The organism is Zhengella sedimenti (assembly GCF_046506625.1).
GTDB lineage: Bacteria > Pseudomonadota > Alphaproteobacteria > Rhizobiales > Rhizobiaceae > Zhengella > Zhengella sedimenti.
In genome coordinates this window covers 213,437-233,479 of the sequence record NZ_JBKFFP010000002.1, presented here as the reverse complement: position 1 = coordinate 233,479, position 20,043 = coordinate 213,437, and the positions used below count along the sequence as shown (strand labels likewise).

At 64.5% G+C, this 20,043-nt stretch carries 16 protein-coding genes, 2 tRNA genes and 1 pseudogene; 16 read left to right on the top strand and 3 right to left on the bottom strand.

Annotation, left to right across the window (positions count from 1 at the left end):
• Positions 1-34: 34 nt before the first annotated feature.
• From ACLB6G_RS06765 to ACLB6G_RS06755, 3 genes are all read left to right on the top strand, one after another.
• A tRNA-Pro gene (locus ACLB6G_RS06765) sits at positions 35-111 on the top strand.
• 182 nt (positions 112-293) lie between these two features.
• Positions 294-599, top strand: coding sequence for an ETC complex I subunit (locus ACLB6G_RS06760; protein WP_410355382.1), 306 nt, complete (start codon positions 294-296; stop codon positions 597-599).
• Positions 600-628: 29 nt separating this feature from the next.
• Positions 629-705 (top strand) — tRNA-Arg (locus tag ACLB6G_RS06755).
• Positions 706-824: 119 nt separating this feature from the next.
• Here the strand turns inward: ACLB6G_RS06755 and ACLB6G_RS06750 are convergent.
• Genes ACLB6G_RS06750 through ACLB6G_RS06740 form a run of 3 tightly spaced genes read right to left on the bottom strand, consistent with a single transcriptional unit; the run spans position 825 to position 7,459 of the window.
• Positions 825-1,700: a transglutaminase family protein gene (locus tag ACLB6G_RS06750; RefSeq protein ID WP_410355381.1), complete on the bottom strand. Its 876-nt coding sequence runs from the start codon at positions 1,698-1,700 to the stop codon at positions 825-827.
• 2 nt (positions 1,701-1,702) lie between these two features.
• Complete coding sequence (locus ACLB6G_RS06745) at positions 1,703-4,102, bottom strand: circularly permuted type 2 ATP-grasp protein (RefSeq protein ID WP_410355380.1); 2,400 nt, start codon at positions 4,100-4,102, stop codon at positions 1,703-1,705.
• Positions 4,103-7,459, bottom strand: a complete 3,357-nt coding sequence (locus ACLB6G_RS06740; RefSeq protein WP_410355379.1) for a transglutaminase family protein — start codon at positions 7,457-7,459, stop codon at positions 4,103-4,105. It lies immediately after the preceding gene.
• 154 nt (positions 7,460-7,613) lie between these two features.
• Between ACLB6G_RS06740 and ACLB6G_RS20835 the strand changes: the two are divergent.
• The 13 genes and pseudogenes from ACLB6G_RS20835 to nuoF all read left to right on the top strand — a co-directional run.
• Positions 7,614-7,832, top strand: a pseudogene (locus ACLB6G_RS20835) (transposase); the annotation flags it as partial.
• A 544-nt stretch (positions 7,833-8,376) separates the two neighbouring features.
• Positions 8,377-9,777: a selenium-binding protein SBP56-related protein gene (locus tag ACLB6G_RS06730; protein ID WP_410355378.1), complete on the top strand. Its 1,401-nt coding sequence runs from the start codon at positions 8,377-8,379 to the stop codon at positions 9,775-9,777.
• A gap of 1 nt (position 9,778) precedes the next feature.
• Complete coding sequence (locus ACLB6G_RS06725; protein WP_410355377.1) at positions 9,779-10,447, top strand: hypothetical protein; 669 nt, start codon at positions 9,779-9,781, stop codon at positions 10,445-10,447.
• 202 nt (positions 10,448-10,649) lie between these two features.
• A complete protein-coding gene (locus ACLB6G_RS06720) occupies positions 10,650-11,135 on the top strand; it encodes a TRAP transporter small permease subunit (protein WP_410355376.1) in 486 nt (161 codons plus the stop codon).
• Positions 11,122-12,687 carry a TRAP transporter large permease gene (locus ACLB6G_RS06715; protein ID WP_410355375.1) on the top strand — a complete coding sequence of 522 codons (1,566 nt, stop codon included), beginning with the start codon at positions 11,122-11,124 and terminating at the stop codon, positions 12,685-12,687. Before ACLB6G_RS06720 ends, ACLB6G_RS06715 begins: the two co-directional genes overlap by 14 nt.
• 48 nt (positions 12,688-12,735) lie before the next feature.
• Positions 12,736-13,800, top strand: a complete 1,065-nt coding sequence (locus ACLB6G_RS06710) for a TRAP transporter substrate-binding protein (RefSeq protein WP_410355374.1) — start codon at positions 12,736-12,738, stop codon at positions 13,798-13,800.
• 425 nt (positions 13,801-14,225) lie between these two features.
• A complete protein-coding gene (locus tag ACLB6G_RS06705) occupies positions 14,226-14,591 on the top strand; it encodes an NADH-quinone oxidoreductase subunit A (RefSeq protein WP_410355373.1) in 366 nt (121 codons plus the stop codon).
• Positions 14,582-15,163 (top strand): NuoB/complex I 20 kDa subunit family protein, encoded by a 582-nt coding sequence (locus tag ACLB6G_RS06700; RefSeq protein WP_410355372.1) that lies wholly within the window; start codon positions 14,582-14,584, stop codon positions 15,161-15,163. The genes ACLB6G_RS06705 and ACLB6G_RS06700 overlap by 10 nt, the downstream gene beginning before the upstream one ends.
• Before the next feature lie 16 nt (positions 15,164-15,179).
• Positions 15,180-15,782: an NADH-quinone oxidoreductase subunit C gene (locus ACLB6G_RS06695; protein WP_410355371.1), complete on the top strand. Its 603-nt coding sequence runs from the start codon at positions 15,180-15,182 to the stop codon at positions 15,780-15,782.
• A gap of 40 nt (positions 15,783-15,822) precedes the next feature.
• Positions 15,823-16,194: a four helix bundle protein gene (locus ACLB6G_RS06690; RefSeq protein ID WP_410355370.1), complete on the top strand. Its 372-nt coding sequence runs from the start codon at positions 15,823-15,825 to the stop codon at positions 16,192-16,194.
• 54 nt (positions 16,195-16,248) lie between these two features.
• Entirely contained in the window at positions 16,249-17,439 is a 1,191-nt protein-coding gene (locus ACLB6G_RS06685) for an NADH-quinone oxidoreductase subunit D (RefSeq protein ID WP_410355369.1), read from the top strand.
• Entirely contained in the window at positions 17,440-18,666 is a 1,227-nt protein-coding gene (locus tag ACLB6G_RS06680) for an NADH-quinone oxidoreductase subunit E (RefSeq protein ID WP_410355368.1), read from the top strand.
• Positions 18,667-18,678: 12 nt separating this feature from the next.
• Positions 18,679-19,983, top strand: a complete 1,305-nt coding sequence (nuoF, locus tag ACLB6G_RS06675; protein WP_410355367.1) for an NADH-quinone oxidoreductase subunit NuoF — start codon at positions 18,679-18,681, stop codon at positions 19,981-19,983.
• Positions 19,984-20,043 lie beyond the last annotated feature (60 nt).

The following is a 20,043-nucleotide window of genomic DNA, read 5'->3' as shown; positions in this document are numbered from 1 at the left end:
TCGCCGGGCGTGTATCCGGCTTCTCGTCGGAGTTCGGAGCGTAGCGCAGTCTGGTAGCGCATCTGGTTTGGGACCAGAGGGTCGCAGGTTCAAATCCTGCCGCTCCGACCAACGTCATTCCCACAACGAAGCGGCAAGGAACAGGCGTGGCGCGGACGCGCCGGCGCACAAAGGGTATTTACCCCGCGAACCCGTCGCGTATATAGCGTTGGTCGAGAGGGAAGGTCGCTGCCGTCTGTCGGCGGTCATGCGGTTCGGCCCGACGATCGACAGCAAGACTGCGGGGAAACGTGATGAGCGCGCGCATTTTCAGTCCGGCCAAGACCGCGATGCAATCGGGCAAGGCGAAGACGGGCCGCTGGATCCTGGAGTTCGAGCCGGAATCGCCGCGCAAGATCGATCCGCTGATGGGCTATACCACCTCGTCCGACATGAAGAGCCAGGTAAGGCTCACCTTCGAGACGAAGGAAGAGGCCATCGCTTACGCGGAGAAGAACGGCATTGCCTATTCGGTGCGCGAACCGAAGGAATCCAAGCGCCGCCAGATTTCCTATTCCGACAATTTCCGCTACGACCGCAAGACGCCCTGGACGCACTGAGCAGCGCGCTCTTGCGGGAAGCGCGGCACGGCCCCTTAGCTCAGCTGGATAGAGCACCGGCCTTCTAAGCCGATGGTCGCAGGTTCGAATCCTGCAGGGGTCGCCAGTTTCTTCAGTGCAGATATCCCTTCAGGTTCAATATCTTGTTGTCCCGGGTTCAATCCGTTGGGGCGGCGGTGTCGAGGCGTTGTCGCAGGGCCTTTCAGGCCACCTGGTCCCGCTCGCTCACACCGAGACCATGTCCACGGACTGCGTCGTTGTCTGCCGGCCTGAAAGCCGCATGTGGCCCTTGACCGGCGCCACATCGAAGTAGTCGCGTCCATAGGCGACGACCACGTGGTCCTGTCCCGCGTCCATCCTGTTCGTCGGATCGAGTTCGGCCCAGCCTGCCTCGCCGCCGCACCAGACACGCACCCAGGCGTGCATGGCGTCGGCGCCTTCCAGCCGCGGCTGCCCCTTCGGCGGCAGGGTGCGCAGGAAGCCGCTGACATAGCCGGCCGGAATGCCCAGCGAGCGCAATGCGCCGACCATGATGTGGGTGAAATCCTGGCAGACGCCACGCCGGGCGGCGAAGGCGTCGGCATGGGGCATGTCGACGGCGGTGGAGTCCGGGTCGAAGGTCATTTCGTCATGCAGGGCATTGCAGACGCGCCGGGCGGCTTCGAGCACCGTTCCGGCGCCTTCCGTGACACCAAGCGCCCAAGCGGAGATGGCGCCATCCGGCGGCACGCGCGGCGAGGGCGGCAGGAAGTGGTGCGGGCTGTCCGGCCCGAGCGATCGCCGCGATGCAAGATCGGCTGCCAGGTCCGCCAGCGCCAGCGCCGGTCCGGGTATTGCAGCGGATGCGGGACGCTCCACCCGGGCGCGCATCTCGAACCCTGTCCGGGTCACCGCTTCCCCGTAGCGGATGTCTATGGCGGCGTTGCCGAAGAAATCGCGGCGCTCGGCGCGTTCGACCGGTTGCGGCGTGAATTCAAGCGAAGCCTCCAGAACCCGCTGGATGCCCTGGATGTCGCGCGGCAGGAGACGCAGGAGATGGCGCCCCGCGTCGGCGGGCGCGTCGTAGGCATATTCGATGGCAAGGCGGATATCGTACAGCATCGTCAGTGCAGGTAGGAACCGGCCAGCAGGGCCGGAAGCTCGCCGGCATGCTGCGCCAGGTCGGCGAGACTGCCGGCGGTCACCTGGCCGGCGGTTGTTGTGGAAAGGGCGGTCACCAGTTCCATGACGCGGGCCTGGAACGGTGTCAGTGTATCGCCGCCCCCTTTCGGCAGGAAGATGGCGTGGTCGTTCATGGCGCGGAACTGGTGATGCGCCGAACGCGGGTTCATCTCGTCGAGCAACAGGAGTTCGATCACCGTATCGCGATCGGTCTCCACCGAATAGCGGCGGCGGTGGGTCATCACCGAATCGCCGACCTCGATGGCGAGATCGAGCGCGCCGGCGGGCGCGTTCTCGCCGGTGCAGTCCTGAAGCAGGCGCAGCATGGCCTGCGCCCGTTCGATGGCGCGCCCGATCCCTAGGAACCGCCACCCGGTGAACCGGTACATGTTCTCGTGCACAAGACCGGTGAAGCCGGAAATCTTGCGCAACAGCACGCTGTAGGCGCGCGCTGCATCGTCGCCTGTCGTCACGCGGGAGGCGAAGTTCACGGTTGTCTGTTTCAGGTCGACCAGCGCGTTCCAGCCGTCGATGGAGAAGCGGTCGCGCACGTTTCCCGCGCTGCGCAACGCGGCATCGAGGTCGGCGATCAGTCCGGCCGGTACCGGACTGGCCGGATCCACGCCGATGAATGCGAGCTGGCCGCTAATGTGGCTGGCCAGCGGGTAATCGGCAGAGCCGGATTCCGCGATGCGCAGGTGATAGGCGCGCAGGAGCCGGATCTGGTCCTCGGCCCGCTCCACGTAGCGGCCGAGCCAGAGGAGATTGTCGGCCGCCGTCGATGGCAGCGAACCCGGTTCCGTGCGACGGCGTTTCGCCCGCTTGCCCGTCAGCAGCGTATCGGCCGGTTCGGGGCGCTGCGCCATCACCCAGACATCGCAGACCGACCCGCCGCGCTGCATGGAAATGTCGGTGCTTTCCCCGGAGCGCCCGATGCGCGCGAACCCGCCGGGCATCGCCGTCCATCCGTCGTCGGTCCGCGCAAGAAACACCCGCAGGCTCATGGGCCGGGCGACCAGGCGGCCTTCGTCCAGCGCCGGCGCGGTCGACAATGACAGGATTTCCTGCGCGGCAAGGCTGGCGCCGTTCTGGCGGACCCAGTCCGGATTGACGTCGCCGCCATCCACCGTCTTGCCGGCGATCACAACGTCCGGGCCGTGATCGAAGGGCAGGCGGGTGGACATGGCGTTGTCGATCGTCATGCGTCCGGCATTGGCGATGGCATATTCGCGGGCGTTTTCATCGCCGCACCACCAGGTGGCGATATTGGGCAGGGCAAGCGGCTTTCCGGTGAGGTATTCCGCGATGCGGGGCGTGAAGGCCATCATGGCGCGCGCCTCCAGCACGCCGGAGCCGAGCGCGTTGATCACCGTGCATGAGCCCGCGCGCAGCGCACCGAGCATGCCCGGCGTTCCGATCCGTGATCCCTCTTCCAGTTCCAGCGGGTCCGCCCAGCCCGAATCCAGGCGGCGCCACAACACGTCGACCGGCATCAGGCCGGATACCGTCCGCACCATCAGCCGGTCGTTTTCCACCGTCAGGTCGGCCCCCTGCATCAGCGTGAAACCGAGATAGCGCGCGATGTAGGCGTGTTCGAAATAGGTATCATTGAGCGGTCCCGGCGTCAGGATGGCGACGCGCCCCCTGGCGGTCCCCCGCAGCGCTTCCAGCGCGTCGCGGAAGCGGCGGAAGAACCCGGCCAGGCGCATGACGTTCGATTCGTGCATCAGGACCGAGAAGGCGCGGTTGGTTGCCATGCGGGTCTCCAGCGCGAAGCCGGCGCCCGACGGTGCCTGCGTGCGGTCGCCGAGCACCCACCAGTTGCCGTCCGGCCCGCGTCCGATGTCGAAGGCGACATGGCGCAGGAAAGCCCCGCCGCGCGGCTTGATGCCCACCGCCGGTCGCAGCCATTCCGGGTTGGCGGCCAGCAGTGCGGGCGGCAGAAGGCCTTCGGCGACGAGCCGGTTTTCGCCGTAGAAGTCGGCCATCATGCTTTCCAGCAGATCGGCGCGTTCTGCCAGGCCCGCCGCGATGGAATCCCATTCGTCCTGCTCGATCATGAGCGGAACGTGGCTCAGCGGCCAGTCGCGCTCGGTCGATCCCTCCCTGCCATATTGGCGGAAATAGACGCCACCGTCGCGCAGGTACTGGTCGGCGCGGGCGAGCGCGAGGTCAAGTTCTTCCGCGCTCAATCCGGCCAGATGCCGCAGCAGCGGGTGCCAGACCGCCCGGATATTGCCCTGGAAATCGATGAGTTCGTCCGCGATTCCGGGCAGCACCCGGTAGTCGCCGAGCAGATGTGCCAGGTCGATGTCGGGGACGTCCAGTTGCAAGTCGCTCATTCAGGCTCCTGCCGGACGCCGCAGATCCAGCGTCAACGGAAATTCCGGATGCGGCATTTCCGCAAACGGCATCCTGGCGGCGGGAGTATGGCCGGAATGTTCGAACCGCGCCAGCCTTCGCGCCTCCGCCTCATTCGCGTTGACCGGGAATGTCTCGTAGTTCCTGCCGCCGGGATGGGCGACATGATAGACGCAGCCGCCCAGCGCACGGCCTGACCAGGTGTCGAAGATGTCGAAGGTGAGCGGCGCCTGCACCGGTATCACCGGATGAAGGGCCATGGCCGGCTGCCATGCCTTGAAACGCACCCCGGCGACAGCGACGGATGCCTCGCGAGTCTTCTGCATGGGAACAGGCCTGTGGTTGCAGGCCACGCGGTAGCGGTTCGGGTCGGCGGCATCCAGCCGGACCTGGAGGCGTTCGGTCGAACTGTCGGTATAGCGGGCGGTGCCGCCGATGGCGCCCGTCTCGCCCAGCACATGCCACGGCTCCAGCGCCTGGCGAAGTTCCAGCTTTACGCCCTCGTATTCGACCGCGCCGCAGAAGGGGAAGCGGAATTCCGCCTGCGCCTCGTACCATTCGGGCCGCAGGTCGAAGCCGTGGTCGCGCAGGTCCGCCAGCACGTTGAGGAAGTCTTCCCAGACGTAATGCGGCAGCATGAAACGGTCGGCGAGCGCCGTCCCCCAGCGGGTGAAGTTGCCGGAAGCGGGCGATTTCCAGAACCGCGCGATAAGCGCCCGCAGCAGGACCTGCTGGGCCAGGCTCATGCGCGGGTCCGGCGGCATCTCGAAACCGCGGAACTCGACGAGGCCCAGTCTGCCTGTCGGCCCGTCCGGCGAATAAAGCTTGTCGATGCAGATCTCGGAACGGTGCGTGTTGCCGGTGACATCGGTCAGCAGGTTGCGCAGCAGCCGGTCCGTCAGCCAGGGCAGGGGCGGCTCCCCTTCCGACGGGTGCGGGATCTGCGCCAGAGCGATTTCCAGCTCGTAAAGGCTGTCGTGCCGGGCTTCATCGATGCGCGGCGCCTGGCTGGTCGGGCCGATGAAAAGGCCGGAGAACAGGTAGGACAGGCTCGGATGGCGCTGCCAGTGAAGGATGAGCGACCGCAACAGGTCCGGCCGGCGCAGGAACGGGCTGTCCATCGGCGTCGCCCCGCCCACCACGACATGATTGCCGCCGCCCGTGCCGGTATGCTTGCCGTCGATCATGAACTTGTCGGCGCCCAGCCGCGATTGGCGCGCTTCCTCGTAGACGCCCTGCGTGATCGCCACGCACTCGTCCCAGGTCGAGGCCGGGTGAATGTTCACTTCGATCACGCCGGGATCGGGCGCCACCCGGATGACATTGATGCGCGGGTCGGGCGGCGGCGCGTAGCCCTCGATATGGACACGCAGCTTCTCCTGCTCGGCCGCCGCCTCCACCGCGGCCAGCAGGTCGAGGTAATCCTCGACCGCCTCCACCGGCGGCATGAACACGCAAAGCCGGCCGTCCCGCAACTCCACCGCCAGCGCCGTGCGCACCGCGCCGCCGGTCTCCCCGGCGTGCTGCTGGACCACGTCCTGCACATGCCCGCCCGGCGAGAAGGAGGCCATTTCCTGGGCCCGGCCCGGTAGCGGCTCCGGTTCGCCCCGGTCTTGCGGCCGCGCGAATTCGGGCAGGTCATCCCTGGGCTCCGTCGGGTCGGCGATGTTGACATAGGGATATTGCGACGGCGGCACGTAGGGCAGCGAGCCGAGCGGCAGGCGGAAGCCGACCGGGCTGTCACCCGGCACCAGGAAGAGGTGGCCGCGCCTCGGCTTCCAGCGCTCCGAATGCCAGCGGCGCGTTTCCGAGGCGCGCGACTGCCAGCGCTGGACAGGCAGCACGTAGCCGGACGGCTCGGTCAGGCCACGGTCGAACACGCGTGCGATGCGGCTGCGCTCCTCCGGGTCCTTGAGCTTTGAATTCTCAGGTGTGACGTTTTCCGGGAGCTTGGCTTCCTTGAGCAGCCATTCGGCCGGGTCCTCGAAGGCGGGAACGACGAAGTCGCGGTCCACGGCAAGCTGCTCGGCCACGGCGCGTAGCAGACGGTCGGCGTCGCCGATGCCGGCGCCCGTGTCGTCGTGCTCGCCGGCGATCAGGCTTGCATTGCGCCAGACCGGCTTGCCGTCGCGCCGCCAGAACAGCGAGAAGGTCCAGCGCGGCAGGCTTTCGCCGGGATACCACTTGCCCTGGCCGTAATGCAGCAGCCCGCCCGGTGCGAAACGGCCGCGCAGGCGCCGTATCAGCGTGTCGGCGAGGCCGCGCTTCATCGGGCCGACAGCTTCCGTGTTCCATTCGGCCGATTCGAAGTCGTCGATGGAAACGAAGGTCGGCTCGCCGCCCATGGTCAGCCGGACGTCGCCTGCCTGCAGTTCGGCCTCGACCTTGCGGCCGAGCGCATCGAGCGCCTCCCAGGAATCCTGCGGGAACGGCTTGGTGATGCGCGGATGTTCAGAGACGCGGGCGACATGCATGTCGAAGGCGAAATCGACTTGCGGCACGCCGGACGAGGAGAACCCGCCGGCGATCGGCGCGGCATTGCGGTAATGCGGCGTCGCGGCAAGCGGTATGTGGCTTTCGCCGGTCAGCAGGCCCGATGTCGGATCGAGCCCGATCCAGCCTGCGCCGGGCAGGTAGACCTCCGCCCAGGCATGCAGGTCGGTAAAGTCGTGATCGGTGCCGGCCGGCCCGTCAAGCGCCACGAGATCGGGCTTGAGCTGGATGAGATAGCCGGACACGAAGCGCGCGGCAAAGCCCAGGTTGCGCAGCACCTCGACCAACAGCCACGAGGAATCGCGGCACGATCCGCTGGCCTTTTCCAGTGTTTCCTCCGGCGTCTGCACGCCCGCTTCCATGCGGATCAGGTAGTCCGTTTCTTCCGATATGCGCCGGTTGAGATCGACGATGAAATCCACCGTTCGCTTGCGGCCGCGGTCGATCGTGTCGAGAAAGGCGGCCAGGCGCGGCGTCAGCGGTTGCGCCGTCCGGTAGATGGACAGGTCGTCGCGCAGGTCCTCCGGATAATCGAAGGGCCACGCCTCCGCCGATTCCTCCACGAAGAAGTCGAACGGGTTGTAGACCGTCATGTCGGCAACGAGGTCGACCTCGATCTTCAACTCCGTCACCGGATTGGGAAACACGAAGCGCGCCAGCCAGTTGCCGTAAGGGTCCTGCTGGTGATTGACGAAATAGCCGCCGGGCGAAACCTTCAGCGAATGGGAGATGACGCGCGTTCGCCCGTGCGGCGCCGGGCGCAGCCGGATGATCTGCGGCCCCAGCATGACCGGACGGTCATACCGGTAATGGGTGAGGTGATAGACTTGCGCTTTGATGGACATGGTTTCCGACCGGACGGGCTTGTCGCCCCTGTTGACGAGGATGGTGACGAGCCCCGGAGCGATGCCGGAAAGTGACCCATGTTTCAGTTATGTTTGATGGGTCATGCCCGGGTCAAGACGTCGCGGCTTTGCGGAAGGGGCGGCCGGCTCACGCGTTGCGGCGATAATCGCCGTGGCTGCCAATGCCGAGGGTCGCAGGGAAATCAACGGCCTTGGCATCGGCCCTTCCGAAGCCGGGACCTTCTGGACCGGGTTCCTGCGGTCCCGGCGCGCCCATGCCGGCGAGACCTGGCGCAAGGTCGCCGAACAGCTGCGCATGCGCTCGCCCAGGCTGGCCGATCTCATGGACGCCAGCGCGCGCGACGTGCTGGCCTGCACGTGGCAGTAGTGACTGGATTGTGCCAGGTCAGAGAGGATCGGTTTGATCGCGATTCAAACAGGAAGCAAGGCAATAAACAATAATTGTAATAATTACGAATATCTAAATAAATATGTGGCATGTGAAAATAAATTGACAAAAAATTCTTTCAAAAACAGAATGTTTGGAAAAGGAATTCTGCATGGGCGAATTCATGGAATAATCGGTCGTCGACCCGTCTGGTTTTCTGGTTGGAGCAATTCCAGCGAAAGTGGACGCCGGTTTCGCGTCCGGAATTGCGCAAGAACAACGACATGGAGCATTGGAGCGATCCAACGAAAAGCGGAAATGTTCTAGGTGTGACGAAATGGCCGAACCGGGCAGGCGGTATCTGTCTTTGACGGGATCATGTCCGGTTCACCATCGCAAGGAGGGATGAACGCCGCACCGGTGTAGCGGAGGAAAGCAGCCGATTGCCGTTTGGCCGGCAGGGTGTGGCCGGATTGAAGGGCCAACGGGTTGGCGGAAGGCGCAAGCAAAACAGAACAGGGAGGAAAACATGACCTTGAGACCGGATCCGACATTCTATCCGTCAGCGCGACTTGCAATGGAAGGCCCCAGGGAAAAGCTTGCCTTTACCTTGATGCTCAGCCCGGATGGTTCGCAGCCCGACGGACTCGCGGTTGTGGATGTCGATCCGGGCTCGGCGACCTTCGGCCAGATCTTGCACAGCCTGTTCATGCCCTATACGGGAGACGAATTCCATCATTTCGGATGGAATGCATGCTCCTCGGCGCTCTCGCCGCTCACAGGCCACGCCTTTCTGGAGAGGCGTTACCTCATCATTCCCGGCATCCGGTCTTCCAGAATTTACGTGATTGACGTGAAGAATCCACTGGACGCGAAGATTCACAAGATCATCGAGCCCGAAGAACTTTTCGAGAAGACCGGCTATTCGCGTCCGCATACGATCCATTGCGGACCGGAAGGGATCTATGTCTCCACGCTTGGCGGAGGCGGAGAAGACGGCACCGATGGACCTCCCGGCATTTTCATCATGGATTGCCAGACCTTCGAAATCCTGGGGCGCTACGAAATGGATCGTGGCGCGCAGGACAAGCATTATGATTTCTGGTGGAATCTCCCACGCGACTACATGGTCAGTTCCGAATGGGGGCTTCCTCCGCAGTACGAGAACGGTCTCGTCCCCGAGGACCTGCTGTCCAACAAGTATGGCCACAGCATTCACTTCTGGGATCTGCGCGGGCGCCGGAACATCCAGACCATCGACCTGGGCGAGAATTACCAGATGGCGCTGGAAATCCGCCCCGCCCATGAGCCGACCAAGCAGTACGGGTTCTGCGGCGTCGTTGTGGATACCAAGACCCTTCAGGGGGCTGTCTTCACGTGGTGGCGCAACGAGGACGGCAGTTTCGATGCGAAGAAGACCATCGTCATCGATCCGCAACCCGCTTCCGCGGACGAACTGCCCGACCTGCTCAAGGGGTTCGGCGCCGTTCCGCCCCTCGTGACCGACATCGACCTCAGTCTCGATGACCGTTTTCTCTATGTCGCTTGCTGGGGCACGGGCGAAATGCATCAGTATGATGTCACCGACCCGATGAATCCGAAACTTGTCGGCAAGGTGGAGATTGGCGGCATCGTCAAGAAGGGCAAGCACCCCAACGGCAAGACCTTCTCATACGGCCCGCAAATGGTCGAGATCAGCCGCGACGGCAAGCGCGTCTACTGGACGAATTCGCTCTACTCGACCTGGGACGATCAGTTCTATCCCGGCGACAGCGGTGCCGCGATGGTGATGGCCCATGTCGGCGAAGATGGTGGCCTGACCCTCGCGGAAGACTTCTGGGTCGATTTCCCGCAAGGATACCGCAGCCATCAGATCCGCCTTGAAGGCGGTGATTGCTCGACAGACAGTTTCTGCTACCCGTCGGCCTGACGTGACGGAAATCGTGGATGCGGCGGCCTTGTGGTGGGCCGTCGTCGCGGTCGGAATCTATCATGGCGTCAATCCGGGCATGGGTTGGCCGCTGGCGGTTTCGGCTGCGCTGATGGAGAGCCGTGCACGGGCATTGGTAAGATCGCTGGCGGCTTTGGCCGCCGGGCACTTCGCGTCCATGGCGCTCATGCTCCTTCCGTTCACGGCAATGAGCGTGCTGGTCAGCTACGAGTACGAGATCCGGGTCGTGGCCTCTGTTCTCGTCATGGCGATGGGCCTGTTTCTGCTCGTGTGGCAGCGTCACCCGCGATTCCTGTCGCGCGTGCGCCCTTCGCAACTTGCGCTCTGGTCGTTTCTTGCGGCACTCGCCCACGGCGCGGGCCTGATGCTTGTTCCAATGTATCTGGGCCTATGCCGCGTCGACCCGGACGATACCGGACATCTTGCTGCCATATCCCTGATGGCCGAAAACCTCGTCACTGCACTTCTGGTGGCAACGGTCCATACTGCGGCGATGATCGTGAGCGGTGGATTGATCGCCGTCATCGTCTATCGCTGGCTCGGATTGCGGGTCCTTTCCCGGACCTGGTTCAATCTCGACCGCATCTGGGCATTGTCACTCGTCGTCGTGGGGCTGGCCGGCCTGTTCGGAGCCTTCGACGTCTCCTGACCGGGATGCAGGCTTTCTCGCGGCTGCTGCGCCAGTCGGCCGGACCCAGGGACAGGCCTTCGAGCGGGTGGCGTCGGGCTGCCCGGCAAGCCATGCTTCTGCGTGATCGCGTACCGCGACAGGTGACATCTCGCCTGTCACGCGCTAGAGGAGGGCCCAGGCGGGCCGGGAAGGGCATTCCGGCGTTATCAACAGGGAACACATGCAAACACTCGCCGACTGGCTGCACAGGATCACGCTCGGGCTTTGCCTTGCGCTGTTCGCGGTCATGTTCGTCGGCCAGATCGTCGTCGTCCTGATGCGCTATGTGATGGGCATCGGGTTCCTGGAACTGCAGGATGCGGTCATTTACGCATTCGCCTGCCTCGTCGTGCTCACCATTCCGCTCGCCATGCGCCACGACCGCCATGTGCGCGTGGATGTGCTGCGCGAACACCAGTCGCCGCGCGCCCGCCGCCTGACGGACAGGGCGGGGCATCTCGTCTTCACCCTGCCTGTCTTCGCGCTGGTCGCCGTCGATGCCTGGCCGCTGGTCTCCGCCTCTTGGGCGATCCGCGAGGGATCCCTCGAAACGGGCGGCCTGCCGGGCCTTTTCCTCGTCAAGTCGGCGGTCCTTGTCATGTGCGGCCTGGTCATCCTGCTCGCGCTCGCCGACCTGATTGCCGGAACCCGTGATGACGCAGGTTGAAATCGAGACCCTCTGGGTCACCATTCTCGGCCTTTCGCTGCTGGCGGGCATCCTGTCGGGCCTGCCGGTCATCTTCGTCATTGCCGGTATTCCGACGCTGATCGGCTTCATTGCCCACGGCTTCGGCCATTTCGACCTTGCCTATTTCCAGGCCGTGCCGCAGCGCATCTTCGGCGTCATGGAAAACCGGCTGCTGATCGCCGTCCCGCTCTTCGTCATGATGGGCGTGCTGCTGGAACGCTCGCGCCAGGCCGAGCGCATGCTGGAGAACATCAACCGCCTGTTCGGCGGCAGCCGCACCGCGCTGGCGCTCTCGGTCCTGTTCGTTTCCACCCTGATCGCCGCCTCCACCGGCATCATCGGCGCCACCATCGTCGCGCTGGGCACGATCAGCCTGCCGAGCCTGCTGCGCGCAGGCGTCGATGACCGGACCGCGAGCGGCCTCATCTGCGCCAGCGGCACGCTGGGCCAGATCATTCCGCCATCCATCGTGCTCATCCTGCTCGGCGACCAGGTCTCCAACGCCTATATCGAGGCGCAGCAGACCGTCGGCAATTTCGCGCCCGATTCGGTCACCATCGGCGACCTCTTCGCCGGTGCGCTGCTGCCGGGCCTTCTGCTCGTCGGCCTCTATGCGCTCTACACCGTCTACCGCCTGCGCGGCGCGCCTGTGGCCGAAGGCGCGAAACCCCCGGCGGAGCGCATGGAACTGGCCGAGGCGCTTGGCGGCATCCTGCCGAGCCTCGTCCTGATCTTCGCCGTGCTGGGCTCGATCCTGTTCGGCATCGCCACGCCGACCGAGGCGGCCGGCGTCGGCGTCGCGGGAACGATCCTGATCGCCGCCGCGCAGGTTTCCCCCGCCATGGCGCGCACGGCCGCGGCCACCGGCCTGCTGGCAATCGCGCTGGTGCTGGCGAGCATAGCCGGATTCCTGCGGGTCGACTTCTCCACCGGCCATCTGGCGCTGACAATGCAGACCGTGGTGACGACCGCGCTCCTGGCAGTGCTCGGGGCGGCGCTGGCCTGGCATGCCCTCGCACTCGTGCGCTCGCGCATCCTCGTTCCCGCCGTCACCGAGACGCTGATGGTCTCGGGGATGATCTTCGGCATCATCATCGCCGCCAGCATCCTGTCGCTGGTCTTCCGCGGCTTTCGCGGCGACGAACTGGTCGCCGAACTGATGAACGGCGTGCCGGGCGGCGCCTGGGGCATGCTGATCGCCACCATGCTGGTGATCTTCCTGCTCGGCTTCATCCTGGAATTCGTCGAGATCATCTTCATCGTGATCCCGATCGTCGGCCCGATCATCCTGCAGGAGGACATCAGCCCGGTCTGGTTCGCCATCCTGATCGCGATGAACCTTCAGACATCGTTCCTGACGCCGCCCTTCGGCTTCGCGCTTTTCTACTACCGGTCGGTCGCGCCGCCGCGCATTCGCACGCTGACGATCTATCGCGCCATAATTCCGTTTGTCATCATACAGTTGATCGCAATAGTGTGTCTTGCGATGTTCCCGGCGCTGGCGACCTGGCTGCCGGACATGCTGTTCTGATTTTGCCCCTCCGACGCAGGAAGGGCTTGTTCCAGGAAGGAGGAACCCATGAAACGCCGTGAATTCCTGAAGAGTGCCGCGATCGCGGCGCCGGTGGCCGCGCTTGCCACGCCCGCCATCGCGCAGGGAAAGATCGAGTGGAAGATGCCCACCTCGTTTCCCGCCAAGGCGCCGGGCGTCGGCACCAATGCCACCACCTTCGCCCAGCGCGTCGCCGACATGTCCGACGGCCAGTTGACGCTCAAGGTGTTTTCGGGCGGCGAACTCGTCCCGCCCTTCGGCGTCGAGGATGCCGTCCAGCAGGGCACGGCCGAGATCGGCCACTCCACGCCCTACTACGCGGCCTCCAAGAACACCGCGCTGCACTTCTTCTCCGCCGTGCCGTTCGGCATGACAGCGGTCGAGACCACCGCCTGGCTGCGGCATGGCGGCGGCCAGGACCTCTGGAATGAGATCTATGCCGCGCGCGGCCTCGTGCCCTTCTACAGCGGCAATTCCGGCGTCCAGGCGGCGGGCTGGTTCAAGAACCCGGTCACGAAGCTGGAAGACCTGTCGGGCCTCAACATGCGCATCGCCGGCCTTGGCGGCGAAGCCATGCGCCGGGTTGGCGTCAACGCGGTCCTGCTGCCGCCGCCGGAGATCTTCTCGGCCTTCCAGTCCGGCGCCATCGATGCCGCCGAATGGGTCGGCCCGATGCTCGACCAGGCCTTCGGCCTGCAGAAAGTGGCCAAGCATTGCTATGTGCCCGCCTTCCACGAGCCCTCCGCCGGCCTCGAGATCGTGGTCAACAAGGATGCCTGGGACAGCCTGCCCAAGCACCTGCAGGCCATCATCACCAACGCAGCCGACGCGGCCAACACCGAGACGATGGCCCAGTTCGACTATTTCAACGCGCTGGCGATGAAGCAGCTTGAGGAAGGCGGCGTGGAATTCGGCACATTCCCCGACGACGTCGTTGCGGCGCTGAAAAAGGCGTCCGCCGAAGTCATGGCCGAGAATGCCGATGCGAACCCGGACTTCAAGAAGGTCATGGACAGCTACAATGCCTTCCTCGACCTTGCGCGCCCCTACGGCATGAAGGTCAAGGCACCGGTCTTCTCGCAGCGCGCATGACGTAGGCGGGCAGGGCGGTTGTCGTCCTGGCCTGTTTTGGGAAGCACCCCGCGCAGGGCATTGCCCGCGCGGGGTGTTTTCGTTCTGCGAAACCAAAACCCTGCAATCGGGAGGTCGAAAACCGGAATCCGGAGAACGAATGGCGCCGCCATGCGTAGACCATGACGTGGCGATAAACCGTTGACGCCGTGGCAGGCGTCGCATCGTGGCCATGCGCGGGTTTTGGGCAAGGGCGACAATCTTTTGCCTTATATCACCATTGTTGCTCTTGCGTCCTGCCACCCGCTGGGCTAACCCTCGCCGCGTTGCAACAAGCGTTGCGGCCAGGCCCGCCGGTCTGCCTCCGCGCCCCTCCTGAAGGGCCGCGTCGATCCACGAGGCATGACCCCCGGATCGCCGACCGCAACCGGCAAGAAAGCAAGGGCATGAACGATCTCCTCAGCTCATACCTGCCGATCATCATCTTCCTGGGACTCTGCCTTGTCATCGGCCTGGCACTGATGTTCGCGCCTTTCGTCCTGGCCTACAAGAACCCGGATCCCGCGAAGCTCTCGGCCTACGAGTGCGGCTTTGACGCCTTCGACGATGCGCGCATGAAGTTCGACGTGCGCTACTATCTCGTCGCAATCCTCTTCATCATCTTCGACCTCGAAGTCGCCTTCCTGTTTCCGTGGGCCGTGTCCTTCGGCGAGATCGGCTGGTTCGGTTTCTGGTCGATGATGGTTTTCCTGGCCGTCCTGACCATCGGCTTCATCTATGAATGGAAGAAGGGAGCGCTGGAATGGGATTGAGCGACAACACCACGACGCTGATCGCGCCCCAGCCGAAAGGGATCATCGATCCCAGCACGGGCAAGCCGGTCGGCTCCGATGATGCCTTCTTCGGCGAGATCAACGCCGAGCTTTCCGACAAGGGCTTCATCGTCACCTCCACCGACGCGCTCGTCACCTGGGCGCGCACCGGTTCGCTGATGTGGATGACCTTCGGCCTGGCCTGCTGTGCCGTCGAACTGATGCAGGTCTCCATGCCGCGCTATGATGTCGAGCGCTTTGGAACCGCGCCGCGCGCAAGTCCGCGCCAGTCCGACGTCATGATCGTCGCCGGCACGCTGACCAACAAGATGGCGCCGGCCATGCGCCGCGTCTACGACCAGATGCCCGAGCCGCGCTACGTCATCTCCATGGGTTCGTGCGCCAATGGCGGCGGCTACTACCATTATTCCTATTCGGTGGTGCGCGGCTGCGACCGCATCGTGCCGGTCGACATCTATGTCCCCGGCTGCCCGCCCACCGCCGAGGCGCTTCTCTACGGCATCCTGCTGCTGCAGAAGAAGATCCGCCGCACAGGCACCATTGAACGCTGAGAGGACGCATCCGGCCATGAATGAAGAGGCTCTGAAGGATCTCGCGGCCTTTGTCACCGAGAAGCTGGACGGTCAGATCACCGATGCCAAGGTGGCCTATGGCGAGCTGACCCTGGAGGCCGAGGCCGGCGACATCGTCAACGTGCTGACATTCCTGCGCGACGACGTGCAGTGCCAGTTCGTGTCCTTCATCGATGTCTGCGGCGCCGATTATCCTGCGCGCGCCCGGCGTTTCGACGTGGTTTACCACCTGCTGTCGCCGCGCCAGAACATGCGTGTTCGCGTCAAGGTCCAGACCGACGAGGATACCCCGGTGCCGTCGATCACCGGCATCTTCCCCGGGGCCGAATGGTTCGAGCGCGAGACCTACGACATGTATGGCGTGCTGTTCACCGGTCACCCGGACCTGCGCCGCATCCTCACCGACTACGGCTTCGAGGGGCATCCGCTGCGCAAGGATTTCCCGCTGACCGGCTACTGGGAAGTGCGCTGGGACGACGAGGTCAAGCGCGTGGTCTACGAGCCCGTCGAACTGAAGCAGGAATTCCGCAATTTCGATTTCCTTTCGCCTTGGGAAGGCACGGACTACGTGCTGCCCGGCGACGAGAAGGCGAAGTGAGAAGCCAATGGGGAGTAGCGATTAGCGAATAGGGAAAAAGTTGGAAATCAACTCCTACCGCGACCTGAAGGTCTGGCAGAAGGCCATGGATTTGGCCGTGGAATGCCACCGGGTTACGGCGGGTTTTCCCAGGGAAGAGACATATGGCCTTGTTGCGCAGATCAGGCGCGCGGCGGGTTCCGTGCCTGCCAATCTGGCGGAAGGTCACGGCAGGGAAAATACCGGGTCTTTCGTGCAGTTCTGCCGGATCGCCCAGGGTTCCCTGAAGGAACTGGAAACCCATCTGATCCTGTCCGAACGGCTGGGATATGTGGATGGGGAACGAGGAGCGGCCCTCTTGGCGAGGGCGGACGAGATTGGAAGAATGGTCAGATCGATGATCAGGCGGTTGCAGGAAAAGGTTCAGGGCTGATGACTGCCATTCGCTATTCACTATTCGCTATTCGCCCGGCGCCGGAGGCGCATCATGACTGAACACAACGTCCGCAATTTCAACATCAACTTCGGTCCCCAGCACCCGGCTGCGCATGGCGTGCTGCGCCTCGTGCTGGAACTTGACGGCGAGGTCGTGGAACGGGCCGATCCGCATATCGGCCTGCTGCATCGCGGCACCGAGAAGCTGATGGAGTACAAGACCTATCTCCAGGCCGTGCCCTATCTCGACCGCCTCGACTACGTGGCGCCGATGAACCAGGAGCACGCCTTCGCGCTGGCCGTGGAGCGTCTGGTGGGCGTCACGATCCCCAAGCGCGGCCAGTTGATCCGCGTGCTCTATGCCGAGATCGGCCGCATCCTCAACCACCTGATGAACGTCACCACGCAGGCGCTCGACGTCGGTGCGCTCACCCCGCCGCTCTGGGGCTTCGAGGAGCGCGAGAAGCTGATGGTGTTCTACGAGCGCGCCTCCGGGTCGCGCATGCACGCCGCCTATTTCCGTCCGGGCGGCGTCCATCAGGACATCCCCGACCAGCTTGTCGAGGACATCGGCAAATGGTGCGACCCGTTCCTGCAGACATTGCAGGACCTGCACGGCCTGCTTACCGACAACCGCATCTTCAAGCAGCGTAACGTCGATATCGGCGTCGTGACGCTGGAACAGGCCTGGGAGCGTGGCTTTTCCGGCGTCATGGTGCGCGGTTCCGGCGCCGCCTGGGATCTGCGCCGCTCGCAGCCCTACGAGTGCTATGAAGAGCTTGAGTTCGACATCCCCGTCGGCAAGCACGGCGACTGCTACGACCGCTACCTCATCCGCATGGAAGAGATGGCGCAGTCGGTCAGGATCATGCGCCAGTGCGTCGACCGCCTGCTCGGTTCGGAGCGCAAGGGTCCGGTCTCGGCCACCGACGGCAAGATCGTGCCGCCCAAGCGCGGCGAGATGAAGCGTTCCATGGAAGCGCTCATCCATCACTTCAAGCTCTACACCGAGGGCTACAAGGTGCCCGAGGGCGAGGTCTATGCCGCCGTCGAGGCGCCCAAGGGCGAATTCGGCGTCTATCTCGTCTCCGACGGCACCAACCGGCCTTACCGCGTGCACCTGCGCGCGCCCGGCTTCGCCCATCTGGCAGCCATGGATTTCATCGGCACCAAGCACCTGCTCGGCGACATCCCGGCCCTGATCGGTTCCTTTGATATCGTGTTTGGAGAGGTGGATCGCTAAATGTCCGTCCGTCGTCTCGCAGAAGACTCCGTCCAGCCCGAAAACTTCGCCTTCAACGAGGCGATGACCGCCGAGGTGGGCAAGTGGCTGAAGAAATACCCCGAGGGCCGCGAGCAGTCGGCCGTCATCCCGCTGCTCATGCTGGCGCAGGAGCAGGAAGGCTGGGTTTCCAAGGCCGCCATCGAGCATGTCTCGCAAATGCTCGACATGCCGAAGATCCGCGTGCTGGAAGTGGCGACCTTCTACACCCAGTTCCAGCTGAACCCGGTCGGCACGAAGGCCCATGTCCAGGTGTGCGGCACCACACCCTGCATGTTGCGCGGCTCCGAAGACCTCATCAGGGTCTGCAAGAGCAAGATCCATCCCGAACCCCTCCACACCAACGCCGAGGGCACGCTGTCCTGGGAAGAGGTGGAGTGCCAGGGCGCCTGCGTGAATGCGCCCATGGTCGTGATCTTCAAGGACACCTATGAGGACCTGACGCCTGAGCGCCTTGAAGAGATCATCGACGCCTTCGAGGCCGGCAAGGGCGATACCGTCGAACCCGGGCCCCAGAACGGCCGCGTCTATTCGGCGGCGGCCACCGGCGCAACGACGCTGACCGACGAGGACGCCATCATCCGGAAGAAGCGGGTCTCGATCTCCAAGGCCAAGCCGAATGGCGGCGACCCGGAAATCGCACCCTCCAAGGCGGCCAGGCCGAAGACCGAGGCGGCTGAAACCGACAGCGCCGTCAAGGGCCCGTCGCCGAAGAAGGCATCCCCTGCCGCTGAAGAGGCGGTCTCGGCCGAACCGGCGCCGCCCGTCGCGCCCAAGGCCTCCACGCGCCGCGGCGTGTCGGAGGATGTCGAGGCAGCCGGCGGCGGCAAGCGCAAGGCCGGCAAGACGGCAAAGCCCTCGGATGCAGGCGAAGCCGCTTCGGCGAAGGATGCCAAGCCCTCGCTGGACGACAGGAACCGCCCGGCTGCGATGGAAAAGCCCGCCGCGCCCGACGACCTGAAGATGATTTCCGGCGTCGGACCCAAGATCGAGGGCATTCTCAACGATCTCGGCATCTACACATTCGCCCAGGTCGCCTCCTGGAAGAAGGCCGAGCGCGAATGGGTCGACGGCTACCTTCGCTTCAAGGGCCGCATCGACCGCGACGACTGGGTGAAGCAGGCCAAGGCGCTCGCCAAGGGCGGCCGCGACGAATATGTCCGCGTCTTCGGCAAAGAGCCGCGATAAGGGAGAGATGGAATGCTGACCGACAAGGATCGCATCTTTACCAATATCTACGGCCAGTACGACCGGTCGCTGAAGGGCGCGATGATGCGCGGCCATTGGGATGGCACCAAGGACATCGTCGCCAAGGGGCGTGACTGGATCGTCAGCGAGATGAAGTCGTCGGGACTGCGCGGCCGTGGCGGCGCGGGCTTCCCGACCGGGCTCAAGTGGTCCTTCATGCCGAAGGAAGCAGGGCCGCGCCCGCATTATCTCGTGGTCAACGCCGACGAATCCGAGCCGGGCACCTGCAAGGACCGCGAGATCCTGCGCCATGACCCGCACACGCTGGTCGAGGGCTGCCTGATCGCGGGCTTCGCCATGGGCGCGCACACCGCCTACATCTACGTGCGCGGCGAGTTCATGCGCGAGCGCGAGGCGCTGCAGCGCGCCATCGACGAGTGCTACGAAGCCGGCCTGCTCGGCAAGGACAACAAGTGCGGCTGGGACATGGACGTCTTCGTCCACCATGGCGCCGGCGCCTATATCTGCGGCGAGGAAACCGCGCTGCTCGAAAGCCTTGAGGGCAAGAAGGGTCAGCCGCGCCTGAAGCCGCCGTTCCCGGCCAATGTCGGCCTCTACGGCTGCCCGACCACGGTCAACAACGTCGAATCGATTGCCGTTGCGCCGACCATCCTGCGCCGCGGCGCCGGCTGGTTCGCCTCCTTCGGCCGCGAGAACAACAAGGGCACCAAGCTGTTCTGCGTCTCCGGCCACGTGAACACGCCGGCCACCTTCGAGGAAGCCATGTCGGTTCCCTTCAAGGAACTGATCGACAGGCATTGCGGCGGCATTCGTGGTGGCTGGGACAACCTGCTCGCCGTCATTCCGGGCGGCTCCTCCGTTCCGCTTGTGCCCGCCGAGCAGATCATCGACGCACCGATGGATTTCGACGGCTTGCGTGAACTGCGCTCCGGCCTCGGCACGGCGGCGGTCATCGTCATGGACAAGTCGACCGACATCGTGAAGGCGATCGCGCGCCTGTCCTATTTCTACAAGCATGAAAGCTGCGGCCAGTGCACGCCCTGCCGTGAAGGCACGGGCTGGATGTGGCGCGTGATGGAGCGGCTTGTGCGCGGCGAGGCCCACAAGCGCGAGATCGACATGCTGCTCGATGTCACCAAGCAGGTGGAGGGTCACACCATCTGCGCGCTCGGCGATGCCGCGGCCTGGCCGATCCAGGGCCTGATCCGGCATTTCCGGCCGGAGATCGAGCGGCGCATCGATGAATTCACAAGGAACAGCCACCGCGCCGAACCGGTGATGGTGGCGGCTGAATAGGCAAGGGAAAGCCGGGGAGACACCCGGCGCCAGGGAAACGCAATCGAGGGCCGGTCCGAC

Coding starts and splice junctions, on each gene's coding strand:
- ACLB6G_RS06760 (WP_410355382.1), top strand. CDS start 294: ATGAGCGCGCGCATTTTCAGTCCGGCCAAGACCGCGATGCAATCGGGC.
- ACLB6G_RS06740 (WP_410355379.1), bottom strand. CDS start 7,459: ATGTCCATCAAAGCGCAAGTCTATCACCTCACCCATTACCGGTATGAC.
- ACLB6G_RS06680 (WP_410355368.1), top strand. CDS start 17,440: ATGTCCGTCCGTCGTCTCGCAGAAGACTCCGTCCAGCCCGAAAACTTC.
- nuoF (WP_410355367.1), top strand. CDS start 18,679: ATGCTGACCGACAAGGATCGCATCTTTACCAATATCTACGGCCAGTAC.
- ACLB6G_RS06710 (WP_410355374.1), top strand. CDS start 12,736: ATGAAACGCCGTGAATTCCTGAAGAGTGCCGCGATCGCGGCGCCGGTG.
- ACLB6G_RS06745 (WP_410355380.1), bottom strand. CDS start 4,102: ATGAGCGACTTGCAACTGGACGTCCCCGACATCGACCTGGCACATCTG.
- ACLB6G_RS06750 (WP_410355381.1), bottom strand. CDS start 1,700: ATGCTGTACGATATCCGCCTTGCCATCGAATATGCCTACGACGCGCCC.
- ACLB6G_RS06685 (WP_410355369.1), top strand. CDS start 16,249: ATGACTGAACACAACGTCCGCAATTTCAACATCAACTTCGGTCCCCAG.
- ACLB6G_RS06705 (WP_410355373.1), top strand. CDS start 14,226: ATGAACGATCTCCTCAGCTCATACCTGCCGATCATCATCTTCCTGGGA.
- ACLB6G_RS06720 (WP_410355376.1), top strand. CDS start 10,650: ATGCAAACACTCGCCGACTGGCTGCACAGGATCACGCTCGGGCTTTGC.
- ACLB6G_RS06730 (WP_410355378.1), top strand. CDS start 8,377: ATGACCTTGAGACCGGATCCGACATTCTATCCGTCAGCGCGACTTGCA.
- ACLB6G_RS06700 (WP_410355372.1), top strand. CDS start 14,582: ATGGGATTGAGCGACAACACCACGACGCTGATCGCGCCCCAGCCGAAA.
- ACLB6G_RS06715 (WP_410355375.1), top strand. CDS start 11,122: ATGACGCAGGTTGAAATCGAGACCCTCTGGGTCACCATTCTCGGCCTT.
- ACLB6G_RS06695 (WP_410355371.1), top strand. CDS start 15,180: ATGAATGAAGAGGCTCTGAAGGATCTCGCGGCCTTTGTCACCGAGAAG.